At 62.9% G+C, this 14,843-nt stretch carries 12 protein-coding genes; 6 read left to right on the forward strand and 6 right to left on the reverse strand.

What is annotated here, in order from left to right; genetic code table 11:
- Positions 1–71: 71 nt before the first annotated feature.
- Positions 72–626 carry a transglycosylase family protein gene (locus H7C86_RS04180; RefSeq protein ID WP_019747833.1) on the forward strand — a complete coding sequence of 185 codons (555 nt, stop codon included), beginning with the start codon at positions 72–74 and terminating at the stop codon, positions 624–626.
- Between the two features lie 88 nt (positions 627–714).
- Here the strand turns inward: H7C86_RS04180 and H7C86_RS04185 are convergent, their stop codons facing one another.
- Complete coding sequence (locus H7C86_RS04185) at positions 715–3,630, reverse strand: UPF0182 family protein (RefSeq protein ID WP_259349037.1); 2,916 nt, start codon at positions 3,628–3,630, stop codon at positions 715–717.
- A 174-nt stretch (positions 3,631–3,804) separates the two neighbouring features.
- Between H7C86_RS04185 and H7C86_RS04190 the strand changes: the two genes are divergently transcribed.
- Complete coding sequence (locus H7C86_RS04190; protein WP_019747831.1) at positions 3,805–4,407, forward strand: PPA1309 family protein; 603 nt, start codon at positions 3,805–3,807, stop codon at positions 4,405–4,407.
- Between the two features lie 41 nt (positions 4,408–4,448).
- Here the strand turns inward: H7C86_RS04190 and H7C86_RS04195 are convergent, their stop codons facing one another.
- Positions 4,449–5,471, reverse strand: a complete 1,023-nt coding sequence (locus H7C86_RS04195; protein ID WP_182261138.1) for a PDZ domain-containing protein — start codon at positions 5,469–5,471, stop codon at positions 4,449–4,451.
- 123 nt (positions 5,472–5,594) lie between these two features.
- On the opposite strand from H7C86_RS04195, the gene H7C86_RS04200 reads away from it, so the two are divergent.
- The 3 genes from H7C86_RS04200 to H7C86_RS04210 all read left to right on the forward strand — a co-directional run bounded on the left by H7C86_RS04200 (position 5,595) and on the right by H7C86_RS04210 (position 9,356).
- The gene (locus H7C86_RS04200) at positions 5,595–6,995 is read left to right on the forward strand and encodes a zinc-dependent metalloprotease (RefSeq protein WP_024487215.1); all 1,401 of its coding nucleotides are present in this window, start codon (positions 5,595–5,597) and stop codon (positions 6,993–6,995) included.
- Between the two features lie 101 nt (positions 6,996–7,096).
- Complete coding sequence (locus tag H7C86_RS04205) at positions 7,097–8,008, forward strand: hypothetical protein (protein ID WP_182261139.1); 912 nt, start codon at positions 7,097–7,099, stop codon at positions 8,006–8,008.
- Between the two features lie 4 nt (positions 8,009–8,012).
- The gene (locus tag H7C86_RS04210) at positions 8,013–9,356 is read left to right on the forward strand and encodes an AarF/ABC1/UbiB kinase family protein (protein ID WP_020969242.1); all 1,344 of its coding nucleotides are present in this window, start codon (positions 8,013–8,015) and stop codon (positions 9,354–9,356) included.
- 47 nt (positions 9,357–9,403) lie between these two features.
- Here H7C86_RS04210 and H7C86_RS04215 read toward each other — a convergent pair whose 3' ends face one another.
- Positions 9,404–9,727, reverse strand: coding sequence for a WhiB family transcriptional regulator (locus tag H7C86_RS04215; RefSeq protein WP_003942321.1), 324 nt, complete (start codon positions 9,725–9,727; stop codon positions 9,404–9,406).
- Between the two features lie 512 nt (positions 9,728–10,239).
- Complete coding sequence (locus tag H7C86_RS04220) at positions 10,240–12,378, reverse strand: ATP-dependent DNA helicase UvrD2 (protein ID WP_029537946.1); 2,139 nt, start codon at positions 12,376–12,378, stop codon at positions 10,240–10,242.
- Between the two features lie 103 nt (positions 12,379–12,481).
- Here H7C86_RS04220 and H7C86_RS04225 point away from each other — a divergent pair, with 103 nt between their 5' ends.
- Complete coding sequence (locus tag H7C86_RS04225; protein ID WP_003942350.1) at positions 12,482–12,739, forward strand: mycoredoxin; 258 nt, start codon at positions 12,482–12,484, stop codon at positions 12,737–12,739.
- Between the two features lie 30 nt (positions 12,740–12,769).
- On the opposite strand, the gene nudC is transcribed toward H7C86_RS04225, so the two are convergent.
- Positions 12,770–13,669 (reverse strand): NAD(+) diphosphatase, encoded by a 900-nt coding sequence (gene nudC, locus H7C86_RS04230; protein WP_007731249.1) that lies wholly within the window; start codon positions 13,667–13,669, stop codon positions 12,770–12,772.
- A 38-nt stretch (positions 13,670–13,707) separates the two neighbouring features.
- Positions 13,708–14,775: a TrkA family potassium uptake protein gene (locus tag H7C86_RS04235; RefSeq protein WP_003942296.1), complete on the reverse strand. Its 1,068-nt coding sequence runs from the start codon at positions 14,773–14,775 to the stop codon at positions 13,708–13,710.
- Positions 14,776–14,843: the final 68 nt, after the last annotated feature.

Below are 14,843 nucleotides of genomic sequence, written 5' to 3' on the forward strand. Positions count from 1 at the left end.
GGGAAAGTCAGCATCATCGCCGACCCGCAGGCCCGCCGATGTCAGCAAGCGCGGAGAGGATTTACCCCGACATGACGTACACCAGCATCAGCAAGCGTGCATTCGGCACATTGGCAGTAGCCGGCGCACTTGTCGCAGTGCCCCTCACCATGAGCACCGGCACCGCTTCCGCAGCCACCCACAACTGGGACGGCGTCGCACAGTGCGAGAGCGGTGGCGACTGGAACATCAACACCGGAAACGGCTACTACGGCGGCCTGCAGTTCTCGCAGAGCACCTGGACCGCCAACGGTGGCACCGGCTCGCCCGCCAACGCTTCCAAGGAAGAGCAGATCCGCGTCGCCGAGAACACCCTGCAGAGCCAGGGCCCCGGCGCATGGCCCGTCTGCGGCCAGCGTCTGACCGTCGCAAGCGAGCCGGCAGTCGAAGAGGCTCCCGCCGCAGCACCGGCTCCCGTCGCCGAGGCACCCGCAGTTGCTCCCGCCGTCGAAATCCCGGCCGAGCTCAAGCCCGCCGCACAGCAGGCTTACGACACCGCTCGTGACCTCGCCGGCCAGTACGGATTCGCCGCACAGTTCCAGCAGCTCTCCGATGCCAACGCACCGATCGTTGCAGCACTGCGCTGATTCAGCTCATACAGCTTCACTGAGCACACAAGAAGGCCCACCATCCGATCGGATGGTGGGCCTTCTGCTGTTCATGAACTGACGCCGCTTACCTCGGCAGCGCCTGGTACGCGTCAACAGCCTTCTGCAGGCGGTCGAGCGCAGCACCGTAGCTGGTGAAGTCACCGCTCTGTTGCGCCGACTTCAATGCCGCCATTGCCGAATTGACCTCGGCCAGCGCCTTCGTGACGTCATCCGAAGAAGCCGGCGGGGCCGGTGCCGTCGGAGTAGTCGGCGTTTCCGGTTGCGCTCCGGTATTCGGATCGGGTGCCGGCTGGGTGACAGTCGCTGCCGAACCTGCGCCCGGCCAAATCTGACTGATCGCCTCGGAGACGGTCGGTGCATAACCGATCCGAATGCCGTTGGTGTCGCTGAAGCTCACCAGCACACGCGCCAACTGAGGGAACGCGTTCTGCGAGTTTCGCTGCGAGTACAAAGGTTCGACGTAGAGGATTCCGCCCTCGGCAATCGGCAGAGTCAGCAGGTTTCCGTACTGAATCTTGTTCGACTGCTTGAGCAGTGACACTTCCGAAGCAACACGCGAATCCGACGTCATCGCAGACTGAGCCTGCTGTGGACCCTGAGTCTGCGTATCGGTCGGCAGCTGCAGCACCGTGAACTTGCCGTAGTTCTCCTTGTCGTTCGCCACCGAGATGTAGGCCGACAGCAACTCACGACTGAACCCGACCATCGGACTGGTCAGACGGAAATCCGCCTTCGCGGTGTCCTTGTCGCCCACCAGCACGTAGTACGGCGGCTGGTTGGCCGACGTGTCGATCGTCGGATCACTCGGAACCGACCAGAACGCGTTGTTGGTGAAGAACTCACTCGGATCGTCGACGTGGTACTTCGCCAGCATCTCTCGCTGAACCTTGAACATGTCTTCCGGGTAGCGGAAGTGCGCCTGCAGGTCGTCCGAGATTTCGCTCTTCGGCTTCACCGTGTTCGGGAAGACTCCCATCCACGCCTTCAGAACCGGATCCTGCTCGTCGACCTGGTAGAGCGTGACCGTGCCGTCGTACGCGTCGACCGTGGCCTTCACGGAGTTACGGATGTAGGAGAACTCCTGACGCGGAATGAGGCGCCCGGTCGTCTGGTCGATACTGTCCTCGACCAACCCGTCGAGCGAACTGCGCTGCGCGTACGGGTAGTCCTGGGCGGTGGTGTAGCCGTCGATGATCCACTGCATCTTGCCGTCGACCACTGCGGGGTAGGCAGCGCCGTCGGTCGTCAGCCAAGGCGCGACCTCCTCGACCCTTTCCTTCGGATCACGCTTGAAGATGATCTTGGAGTTCGAGCCGATTGCACTCGAGAACAAGATGTTGCGCTCGGTGTACTTCGCCGCGAATGCAAGACGGTTGAACCAGTTGCCGATCGAGACACCACCCGAACCGGTGTAGGTGTACTTAGAGGTGTCGGTGTCGTACTCACGAGGTCCCTCGCCGTCGACGGAACCGACGATCGAGTAATCGGCGTCCGACTGGCTGATCACCTCGCCGTAGTACGACCGAGGATTGTCCACCTTGAGGTTCTCGTTCTCGGGCGTGGTCGTCAGGTCGCTGACCGAGTAGATCGGGTAACCACCGGTGTTGTTCTGACTGTCGCCCTGCACGGCCGTTACTTCGTTTGCCTGGGCCGCGACGAAACCGTTGCCGTGCGTGTAGACCGTGTGCTTGTTGATCCAGTCCGTCTGGTTCCCGGAAAGGTTGTTCGGCGACAGCTCACGCGCGGCGACAACGAAGTCGCGCAACTGGCCGTCCTGTTCGTAGCGGTCGACGTTGAGCGTCTGCGGGAACCCGTAGAAGTTCTTGAGCTGACGCTGAGCGGTGAACGTCGGCGACAGAATGGTCGGATCCAACAGGCGTGTGTTCGCGATCGTGGTCCGGTCGGCCGGAACGTCCTGGGGCTGCTTGGTGCCAACTCCCGGATAGTCGACGTAGTCGACGTTTTCTTCCGTGATCCCGTACGCCTGACGGGTCGCTTCGATGTTTCGTTCGATGTACGTGCTCTCCTTCTGCGCCGCATTGGGCTTGACGGAGAACTGCTCGACGATCATCGGGTAGACCGCACCGACGAGCACCGACGAAAGAACCAAGAGAGCGACTGCCATGGCCGGTATCCGAAGATCCCGCGTGAAGATCGAGGCGAAGAACGCCAACGCGCAGATGACCGCAATCGACAACAGAATCAGCTTCGCCGGCAGAACCGCATTGATGTCGGTGAAGCCCGGACCGGTGAACGTCGGTTCCTTACGACTACTCGACATCAACGAGTACCGATCGAACCAGTACGCCACCGCCTTGAGGAGCACGAAGGTGCCGGCGATGACAGCCAGTTGAATACGTGCGGCAGTCGTGAATGTCCCAGCGCGCCCGGCCAACTTGATCCCACCGAAAACGTAGTGGGTGACCAGGTTTGCCACGAAGGCAAGCAGAATCGAGACGAACAACCAATTCAGAACGAAGCGGTAGAACGGCAGATCGAACGTGTAGAAGCCGACGTCCAAGTTGAACTGAGGATCGGTGATGCCGAACGGCTGACCGTTGAGGAACAACTGGATCGTGACCCAGTTGGCCTGCGCGATGAGACCGGAGAGAATGCCGATCGCGACCGGAATGATCACGCCGAACAGACGAAGCCTCGACATGACGGTCGTGCGGTAGCGCGCGATCGGATCGTTGGGTCCGGAGACCGGAACGAACACCGGACGTGCGCGGTACGCGAGAAGCATCGCGAGCCACACGATGGCTCCGACGACAATTCCGACCACGAGGAAGAGCACGAATCGCGTCAGCAGAACCTTGGTGAAGACACCGCGGTAGCCGACTTCTCCGAACCACAACCAGTCCGTGTACATGCCGATCAGTCGCGGCCCCACGAGCAGCAAGGCCGCCACTACGACAGCCACCACCAACAAGATTCGACTGCGTCTGGACAGAGAGGGTAAACCTGCGGGGGGCCGCATGCCCACGTGCCACGCTCCAAGATTTGGCGACGCCGTGGCGTCGCAACCGATTGCATCGATCACTGCGGCCACGCCCGAGTGGACTTGGCCGTTTCCGACCACTCTACGTAACAACGGTCACGGGTTGACAACACGGAGAGCAGGGAGCCGGACAGAAGGTGGGAGGATGAACGTGTGAGTGAAGAGAATATGAGCAGATCACCGAGTGCCCTCGCCCGGTGCGTTCATGAAGTTGTCGACCACATCGACGCCGAAGGCTGGGATCAACCGCCGAAGCTGTACGCGTTGGTGCCTACCGAAATGCTCGCCGCGGCCGAACCAGGACTGCTCGACCAACTCGCCGAGGGCGCCGAATACACACCGATCGAACAGGAATCGCTTCCCGAGGACATCATCGGCGGTTCACGGGCACTCGACGAGTTCCTGGCAACGACGCATTGGCCCGAGTCGGTGCAGGGTTGCATCCTGGTTCAGGAGATCGTCGTCCTGCCGCCCGAGGCGGAATCGGATCTCGATCACGCCACGGCGCCGGTATTGACCGATCAGCATGCTGCGGACGAGGTCGCGCGACTGACGGCCAACGCGCATCCCGATCGACGCGAGGCTCGACTGTTCGTCGGCGTGCTCCGTGACGGTCCTTCGCTGTCGCTTCTGCAGATGCGTCCCGACGAGGATGCGGATCCGTACGGCGACCTGGAACTGCTCACCTACGACGGTCTTGCACCTCACCTGGTTCACGCGTTGTACGCGACGCTCGACGAGGTCGAAGAAGACTGAAAAAAGAAGACTGACCGAGCCTGTCTTCGGCAAGGCAGGTTTCAGCAGCGGGGTGCGTCGCCGCCCGTGTTGAGGCTTTCGAGTGAGTCCACTGCGCCGGGCAGGTTGTCGACCTTGACGAGTCGAAGCCCGTCCGGCGCATTCTGTTTCGCCTCGTCACAGTTCTGGGCCGGCACGAGGAAGGTCTCAGCACCGGCTTCGGAGGCGGCGATCAACTTGTACCTGATACCGCCGATCGGACCGACCTCGCCGTCGGAGTCGATGGTGCCCGTTCCGGCCACGAACTTTCCGCCGTTGAGCTCCCCTGGAGTCAGCTTGTCCACCAACGCCAGTGTGAACATCAGTCCGGCAGAAGGACCGCCGATGTCGGCAAGGTTGAACTGCACGGTGAAGGGAACGTCCGGGACCTCGTTGGGCGTGACGCCGAGGTAACCCGATTCGGGCTTGTTGGGCCGCGCCCCGACGGTGACCGGCACAACGGTCTCCACACCCTCGCGAAGGACGGTGACGTCGATCGCGGTGCCGGGCGCGATCGCACCGACCGTGTCCTGAACGCCGGTGATGGTGGTTACCGAAGTGTCGCCGATCTTGACCAGGACATCGCCCTCTTGCAGGGCACCCGCGGCGGGGCCGTCCGGGGTCACCTTCGAGACAGTGAGTGCCACCGGCTTACCGAGAAAGTGCAGTGCAGCCAACTCGGCACTGTCCTCGGACTGCTGGAAGTCGGCGGTGTTGGCCTGCTGAATCTCTTCCTTCGACTTCTCAGGCGGATAGATCTCCGAGCGAGGGAGGAGTCCGTTGCTGCCACTCGCCCACAGTCCGAACGCTTCGAAGACGTTGAGGCCGTCGCGAACCGACACCGTTGTCATGTTGAGGTTGCCGTCGGTGGGATCGACCTCGGTCCCCTGGATGTCGACGACGGGCTTACCGTCGACGTCGCCGAGGGTGTTGAAGGTGGGGCCAGGACCGAGTGCGACATAAGGAACAGTGACCATTGTTCCGACGACTCCCAACACGACGATGGGTGCGAGTGCGGCCAAGAGCGTCACTATCCGTCGATTCACCTGATCCAGAGTAAAGCGCGAAGGCGCCGGAGCACCGATCGCACCGCCTGAGCGCCGTGCGTGTTCGCCGTCAGCGTGACTCGGAGGGCGACTCCGACCGCTCGAGCCTTGTACCGTTGAGGTATGAGCAATATGCCGTTCGGCTTCTCCAACTCCGACGACGATCCCGATCGCGACAAGAACGCGGCGGGTGGCAATCCGTTCGGGGGTGGTGACACGCCGTTCGGGTTCGGCGCGGGCGGTGAGGGATTCGATCCGGCTCAGCTCGGCCAGATGCTCACCCAGTTCGGTCAGATGCTGAGCGGGATGGGCTCGTCGATGGGCCAGGGCGGTACTTCCGGTCCGGTGAACTACGACATCGCCAAGAAGCTGGCACGCCAACAGATCGGATCGGTTACACCGATCACCGAGGGCAATGTCAAGGCGATCGCCGACGCCGCACATCTGGCCGAGATGTGGCTGGACGCCGCAACGACGCTTCCTGCCGGAGCGAGCCGCACTCTCGCCTGGACTCCGAACGACTGGCTCGACAACACGATCGACACGTGGAAGCGGCTCTGTGATCCGGTGGCCGAGAAGGTGGCGGGCATGTGGGTCCAGGGACTTCCCGCCGAAGCACAGCAGATGGCGGGCCCGATGCTGGGCATGCTCGGCCAGATGGGTGGACTCGCGTTCGGCTCGCAATTGGGCCAGGCACTCGGCCAACTGTCCACCGAGGTGCTCTCCTCCACCGACATCGGCTTGCCCCTCGGACCAGAGGGCACCGCGGCCCTTCTCCCCGCTGCGGTTCAGGCGTTCAGTGAGGGTCTCGAACAGCCGCATCAGGAAGTTCTGGTGTTCCTCGCCGCGCGGGAAGCAGCTCATCAGCGCCTTTACAGTCACGTTCCGTGGCTGCGACAGCGCGTTCTCGCCACAGTCGAGGAATACGCCCGCGGGATCACGATGGACTTCTCGGCGATGGAAGAATTTGCCAAGGACCTCGACCCGTCCGCTCTCACCGATCCGAGCAAGCTCGAAGCACTGATGCAGCAGGGCACGTTCGAGCCGCAGAACACCCCGGAGCAGAAAGCCGCTCTCGAACGGCTCGAGACTCTGCTCGCGCTGGTCGAGGGTTGGGTGGAGACGGTCGTCACCGCCGCACTCGGCGAGCGACTGCCTGGTGTTGCCGCGATGAGCGAGACGTTGCGGCGTCGCCGTGCCACCGGCGGCCCCGCCGAACAGACCTTTGCGACGCTGGTCGGACTCGAACTTCGTCCTCGCAAGGTCCGTGAAGCGGCCGGGTTGTGGCAGAAGCTCACCGCGGAAGCCGGTATGGACACTCGTGACGGCGTCTGGTCACATCCCGACCTCATGCCCGATTCGAGCGATCTCGACGCACCGGACGGATTTGTCGCCCGGGTCCTCGGCGGCGGCGAAGCCGGCAATTTCGACGACCCGATCGCCCAGCTCGAAGCCGTCGAGGCAAAAGAGCGTGCGGCCGAGGCAGCGATGGACAAGACCCGCGAGGACGACGAAGAGAAATAATTCCTTCTCGACACATTTTCGCAGTTCAGCCATGCTGACGTCCTGTGGATAACTGTCACTGACGCGGACTCGCCGACGGCCCGCCGTGCCAGCATCGAACGATGACCGGTGACACGCAAGACGACACCACACAGAACAGCACGTCACAGCGATCCGCGGGACCCCGATGGGACCCGCGGATCGCTGTTCTGTCGCGCCCGGACGGTCGGCTGCAGCTGGGATGGACACCCGGACGTGCCGTCCTGCTGACGCTGCCTGTCGGGGTCGATGCGCGCGCGGTGAAGTCGATCCTCCGCAAAATGGACGGCTCCAGATCCCGCGCGACCATCCTGTGGGAAGCATCGACGCGCGGGATTTCGACGTCGGTGACGGAGAAGTTGCTCGAGCAACTCACCGATTCCGGATTCGTCCACACTGCCGCCAGGAGGACCGTGTCCGTCCGGATCCACGGTGTCGGTCCACTCTCGGACGCCGTCGAGCGCGCCCTGGTCACCGGCGGGGTAAGCACGCGTCGCTCGCGCGGGTATCGCAACACCGACGTCGTGCGCACGTGGAACGAACAACTGGTGGTGCTGGCCGACGACGTGGTCACTGATCCTCGCCTGGTCAGCGATCTCGTTCGCTGCGGACTCCCCCACCTTTCCGTCCGCATCCGCGACGGCAACGGTGTGATCGGTCCTCTTGTCTTGCCTGGCCAGTCGAGTTGCCTGCGATGCGCCGACATCATCCGATCCGAACTCGACCCTCATTGGCTTCATCTGTCCGCGCAGCTACTCGGCAGCGCCGGCCACGCGGAATCGGCGATGATCCATGCAAGTGTCGCGCTGGCCCTGGCCGAGATCGACTCCGCATTATCCGAGACAACGGCGACGCATGCGGCGAGTCTGTCGTCGACGCTCGAGATCGCGCTCCGTCCGTATCGGATCACAACCAGGCGCTGGCCTCGGCAAATATCTTGCAGTTGCCAATACCTGGCACCTGTTTCGGGCAAAGGACGCCCCAGTCAGACATGATGGTGTGGTGTCCGAGATCCCACGCAAGAGTTCTGCCCGTACTGCCAAACTCGCGAGCATCCCCCTGGGGATGGCCGGTCGCGCCGCCATGGGCTTCGGACGCAAGCTCGCCGGCGGCGACAAAGGCGAGATCGACGCGCAGTTGAGCGCGAAGGCCGCCGAGCAACTGTTCGCGGTGCTGGGCGAACTCAAGGGCGGCGCGATGAAGCTGGGCCAAGCGCTCAGCGTCATGGAGGCGGCGATTCCGGAGGAATTCGCGGAGCCGTACCGCGAGTCGCTGAACAAGCTCCAAGCCGCCGCCCCACCGCTGCCGACCAAGCAAGTACACAAGATGCTCGATCAGCAACTCGGAACCAAATGGCGCGACCGATTCCAGTCGTTCGACGACGAACCGACCGCGTCGGCAAGCATCGGGCAGGTTCACCGTGCGGTCTGGGCGGACGGCCGCGACGTGGCCGTGAAAGTTCAGTACCCCGGCGCCGACGAAGCTCTACGCGCCGACCTCAAGACCTTGGGCAGATTTGCCGGTCTCTTCGGTTCGGTCATGCCCGGTGTCGATGTGCGCCCCGTGATCGAGGAGTTCACCGCGCGCACCGAAGAAGAACTCGACTATCGGATCGAGGCGAACAATCAGCGAGCTTTTGCAAAAGAATTCGACGGAGATCCCCAATTCGTGATCCCGCACGTCGTGGCGAGCGCGCCGAAAGTGGTCGTGACCGAATGGATGACGGCAACCCCGTTGACCAGAATCATCGAAAGTGGAACGCCGGAGCAGCGCAATGCTGCCGGTGCACTACTCGCCGAATTCCACTTCGCGTCTCCGGCCCGTGTCGGCTTGCTCCACTGCGACCCGCACCCCGGCAATTTCATGCTTCTCGCGGACGGCCGACTCGGCGTCATCGACTTCGGTGCGGCTGCGCCGTTCCCGAACGGACTGCCACGGGTTCTCGGCACGATGGTGCGCTTGGCTGTCGAGGAACAATTCGACGAATTGACGGAGTTGTTGCGCGCCAACGGTTTCGTGATTCCCGGACGCACGGTGACCGACAAGGAGATCGCGGATTACCTGCGACCCTTCACCGACCCGATCCAGACCGAGTCATTTCACTTCACTCGGTCGTGGCTGCAAAAGGCCGCCGGAACCGCCACTGACTTCAACAGTGCGCAGTTCCGAACGGCCCGTGCACTCAACCTTCCGGCCGAGTATTTGATGATCTTCCGAGTTCTTCTCGGTTCGGTCGGCATATGCGCCCAGTTGGACGCATATGCCCCGTACATGGAAATCCTGACTCGTTGGTTGCCAGGGTTCGCGGAGCCGGTTCTGGATGACACCGGCTCCGCCGAATAAGACGCCGGCTCCGCCGACTAAGACACCGGCTCCGCCGAATAGGGCTCTCACGCGCACACGAGTTGCTTGCGTGGGCGCCCCCTCGGTCTCTTGCGCGCTATGACGGCCCCCTGATCGAGGATCTCGCCTCCCCACACCCCCCACGGCTCGGCGCGGTCGAGAGCCGCACTGAGACAACGGGAACGGATGGGGCACTGCGCGCACAGTGCCTTCGCCTGCTCGAGTTCGGCCGGAGCTTCGGCGAACCAGAGATCGGGGTTGGATGCCCGGCACGGCAGGTCGCGGCGGGTGGACGCGACCTCGATGAACGTGACTGCAGCCGAAGTGACGTCGGTGGAAGTTACTGCAGTGGTGGAGTTTTCGGATTCCACGCGGATTGTCTGGGCAGACAACTCGGTCTCCTAGTGCTCGGATGCGAAACTGTGTCGCACGATATGGGTTCGATGGGTGCGAACCTGAGCCGAGTCGGAAACCGGATAAAGAGGGGTATCCAACACAAAGGCCACGGTCCGCAGGGGCTGCGGGTCCGTGGCCGTAAGTGAACGGATGTGTCCTACCGAGAAATACCTCGATGGCTTAAGAACACGGACTCGACAGCTGCTTTCTTTGCTGCTGCTTGAGGGCGCAGGCGGAACGCATGCTGCGCCCATCCCGCTGCACGCGGCAGCATGGGGGCGGCAACAGCGAACTTTGCGCTTGCGCACGCTTCATACGAGATCAAGTTCGTCATTTATTTGCCACCTCCATTTCGTGTCGGTCCGGATAGTTTCTGCGCACAGGTTGCCCCGTAACACTGAAAACCAGAGTAGAGAATCCGTCGAATCTGCACAACCTATTTTTGACCTGCGGTTATGTAACTCACCGTTGTCGATTCGGATGCATTTCAGATATCGAGTGTTGCCGCACGCAGTTCGCCGCGAATGACAGCTAGTACGTCTTCCCCGAAGTTGTCGAGCTTCTTCGGCCCGATTCCAGGGATCGAAACCAGTCCACGATTGTCTTGTGGTCGTTGTTCGGCAATAGCCATCAGTGTGTTGTCGCTGAAGACGACATAGGCCGGAACTTTGAGTTCTCGGGACTTGTCCAGCCGCCAGGCCTTGAGGTGCTCGAGCAATTCCAGGTCGACATTGGACGGGCATTTTTCGCAGCGCCCGAGCATTGTCGCCGACGTCCCGATCAACGGCTTGCCGCAGACGCGGCAGCGCGGACGCTTCTTGTTCCCCGACGACGGCGCGGCAACGCGCGAAGCCGGTGAGTCCTCGGGGATGAGCCCGTTGAGGAACCTCGACCGGCGACGGGACTTGCGTCCCCCCTCATTGCGAGCCAATGCCCAAGACAGCTGCAGATGCTCGCGGGCGCGGGTAACCCCCACGTACAGAAGCCGACGCTCCTCCTCCACCGCGACGTCGTCGGCGCCCGAATTGGCGTCGCCGAGAACGTGTTGGATCGGCAGGGTGCCGTCGTTGAGGCCGACCAGGAACACCGCATCCCATTCGAGCCCCTTGGCCGCGTGAAGCGAAGCCAACGTCACGCCCTGCACGGTCGGTGGGTGCCGCGCCTCGGCTCGGGCTGTGAGCTCCTGTAGCAGCCCGGTGAGCGACAGTTCGGGTTCGTGGACGAGTTGTTCTTCGGTCAGCGCCACGAGAGCCGAGAGCGACGCCCAGCGCTCGCGGGCCTGCGTGCCCGAAGGTTCTTCGTTGGTCAGACCGAGTGGCGCGAGTACAGCGCGAACCAGTGAAACCAGCGCTTCGCCGTTGTCTGCGCCTTCGGGAAGGTCGTCTCGTCCGGCGGCCTGACGCAGCGCCGCCACTGCCTGACGGACCTCGGTGCGGGTGAAGAAGCCCTCTCCACCACGCACCTGGAACGGAATGCCGAGCTTGGTGAGTGCCTGCTCGTGCGCCTCCGACTGAGCATTGATCCGATACAGAACAGCGATCTCGGCCGCTGGAGTGCCTGCCGCGATCAGCCGTTTGATCGCCCGCGCAACGCCGAGCGCTTCGGCAGGCTCGTCGTCGAACTCCATGAACTCCGGCTCAGGCCCCGGAGCGCGTTGCCCGATCAACTGAAGACGCGTCCCGGCGATCCGTCCGCGCGCTGCACCGATCACGCGGTTCGCCAGCGACACGACCTCAGGGGTGGAGCGGTAGTCCCGTTCGAGCCGGACGACGGTCGCTTCGGGGAATTTCCGCGAGAAGTCCAACAGATAGTTCGGGGTGGCGCCGGTGAAGGAGTAGATGGTCTGATTCGCATCGCCCACCACGGTCAGGTCGTCGCGGTCGCCGAGCCAGGCGTCGAGCACCCGCTGTTGCAGCGGGGTGACGTCCTGATACTCGTCGACCACGAAGCAGCGGTACCGCTCGCGGAACTCGTCGGCAACCGTCGAATGCTCTTCGAGCGCAGCCGCGGTGTGAAGTAGGAGATCGTCGAAATCGAGGAGCATTCCGTCCTGTCCACGTGCCTTCAGCTCTTCGTATGCCGCGTAGACCTGCGCAACCTTGGTGGCATCGACCGGCGCCTCGCGACGAATCTTGGCTATCGCGCGTGGGTAGTCCTCGGGCGCGATCAGTGAGGCCTTGGACCACTCGATTTCGCTGGCGAGGTCGCGCACGCTTTCCGTACTGGTGGACAACCCGACACGAGCGGCGGCACTGCTGACAACCGCGAACTTCCGATCGAGCAGACGCCACGGGGTGTCACCGATCACTTGCGGCCAGAAGTACTTGAGTTGACGAAGAGCGGCGGCGTGGAAGGTGCGAGCCTGTACCTGCGGCCCACTTCCACCAACCCCCAGCTCACGAAGCCGTCCACGCATTTCGCCGGCCGCTCGAGCGGTGAATGTCACGGCAAGCACCTGCCCGGCCGAGACATGACCGTCGGCAACCAGATGCGCGATCCGGCGGGTAATGGTGCGGGTTTTGCCTGTTCCAGCGCCCGCGAGGACACACACCGGGCCGCGTGGCGCGAGCACGGCGGCCGATTGTTCTGGATCCAGTCCGGTGTCCGCAGGCATGGGGACCATCATGGCAGGACGTTCCGACACTCCATTCGCCGCGCCCGACGGTATGTGGGCAAGAGAACACGGGCCGATACGGAACAACGCTCTCGGTCGTGGTGTTATATCGGCCGTGACTTCTACCGAAAATGCGCCTGCCCTGACCATCTACTCGACCACGTGGTGTGGCTACTGCCGCCGCCTCAAGACGCAGCTCAACGCGTCGGGGATCGAGTACACCGAGATCGACATCGAGAACGATCCGGCAGCAGCCGATTTCGTCGGCAGCGTCAACGGTGGAAATCACGTCGTTCCGACCGTGAAGTACGGCGACGGCAGCGTCGCGACCAACCCGTCGCTCAACCAGGTCAAGCAGGCCCTGGGTCTGTAGAGCCTTTCAGGCTGTTGTCTGACCCAGCTCCTATTTGACCCAGCTCTCGAGCATTCCGCGAGCGATGGAGATCGAGCCGGGCAGCAGCAGTGGCGCGTCCGCTTCCGAACCCCAGTCGCCGAGTTCGAGAGCGGCACGCACCTCGTCCTTCGTGAACCAGGTGCCCTCGGCGATCTCGCCGTCCGCGAACAGAAGCGGAGCGGCGGGGTCGCCGATTGCGGCGAAGCCCAACATCACCGAGCGCGGGAACGGCCAAGGCTGGCTCCCGAGGTATCGAACGCTGTGCACGTCGATGCCGACTTCTTCCTTGATCTCGCGGACAACGCACGTTTCAAGTGACTCCCCGGCCTCGACGAATCCCGCGAGAATCGAGAAACGTCGCTGCGGCCAGGTCGGCTGACGAGCGAGTAGAACTCGATCGCCGCCGTCGTGCACCAGGCAGATGACCGCCGGATCCGTTCGGGGAAACTCCTCGTGGCCGGTGGACGTGGAAATGCGTGACCAGCCGGACATGGTGGGTTCACTCGGTGCGCCGTCGATAGCGCTGAATCCGGCACTGTCGTGCCAGTTGAGAATCGCGACGGCACCGGTCAACAAACCGGCGTCCGCGTCGTCGAGTGTTCCGCCGAGCATGCGCAATTCGGACAACGTGCCCGCCAGCAGCGACACCCGCACCGCCCAGACGTGGCGATTCTCCCGAATTCCCAGGAACACTGCACCGCGCACCGGTTCCGGACCCAGTTCGGTTGCCTCGGCGAAGACCAACTGACCTTCCGGTGAGACCTTGACCTGACCCCGTGAATTCACACGGAGGAGCAGCGCGTCCGCCCAACCCGTGGTCAGTGCGGCGGCATCCGACCGCAATTCCTCGGCGCGGCCGACGCTCGAGCGTGAGAGCAGCGGTGTTTCGGTCAGCTGGAAGTCGTTCACGCTCACGACATTACTGCGCGCACGAAGCTCGGCAGCACTCAGTTCGTGACGCGGCGAATGTAGAGCAGGCGATCGTTCTCCTCGACGGCGTCCACCTCGGGCGAACCGACGCGAACCAGACGGCCGTCGCGAACTACCCCGAGCACGATGTCGGAGAGATGACGCGGAGAGCCGCCGACCTCGTCACGTTCGACTGCGCGCTCGGCGATCGCGAATCCGGCTTCCGGGGTCAGAAGGTCTTCGATCATCTCCACGACAGTCGGCGTTGTGGTCGCGATGCCGAGGAGTCGACCTGCCGTCTCCGAGGACACGACCACCGAGTCTGCGCCGGACTGACGCAGAAGATGCGCGTTGTCGGCTTCACGGATGGCTGCGGCGATCTTGGCTTTCGGCGCGATTTCGCGGGCTGTCAGTGTCACGAGCACTGCGGTGTCGTCACGATTCGTGGCCACGATGATCGACGACGCATTCTGCGCACCTGCCAACCGAAGTACGTCCGATTTCGTCGCCGAACCGAACACCGTCACCAGGCCCTTGCTCGCCGCGGAGTCGAGGACTGTCTGATCGGTATCGACGACCACGATCTCCGACGCCGGTACACCGTCACCGAGCATTGCTTCGATTGCCGTCCGCCCCTTGGTCCCGTATCCGACGACGACGGTGTGATTACGCACGTGCTGCCTCCAACGCTGAATTTTGAACGCCTGACGCGAACTCTCGGTCAGAGCTGAAAGTGTGGTTCCGACCAACACGATCAAGAAGAAGATTCGAAGTGGCGTGATCAACAGGACGTTGACCAGGCGCGCCGACGGAGTGAACGGAGTGATATCGCCGTAGCCGGTGGTCGAGAGCGAAACCGTCGCATAGTAGATGCAGTCGAGCAGCGACAGCTCGTTGTCCTGTGCGTCTCGGTATCCGGCGCGATCGATGTAGACGATCAACACGGCGGCGCCGAGAGCACCCAATGCGATGAGAACTCGCTTGTAGATGGCCCGCGCCGGACTGGTCTGTAGCTGGGGAATGCGCAGCACCCCGACAAGGGCGAAGTCAGGCTGATCGGTCAATGCTTCCGACCTGGTCAAACGCGCCCGGAGCTTACCGGCCATACATCGACTCTCTCACTCGAACTTACGAAATACCTACACGGACATCGGCAGGCAGCGTAACCCTCGAA

This window comes from Rhodococcus sp. UFZ-B548 (genome assembly GCF_903819475.1).
GTDB classification, from domain to species: domain Bacteria; phylum Actinomycetota; class Actinomycetes; order Mycobacteriales; family Mycobacteriaceae; genus Rhodococcus_F; species Rhodococcus_F erythropolis.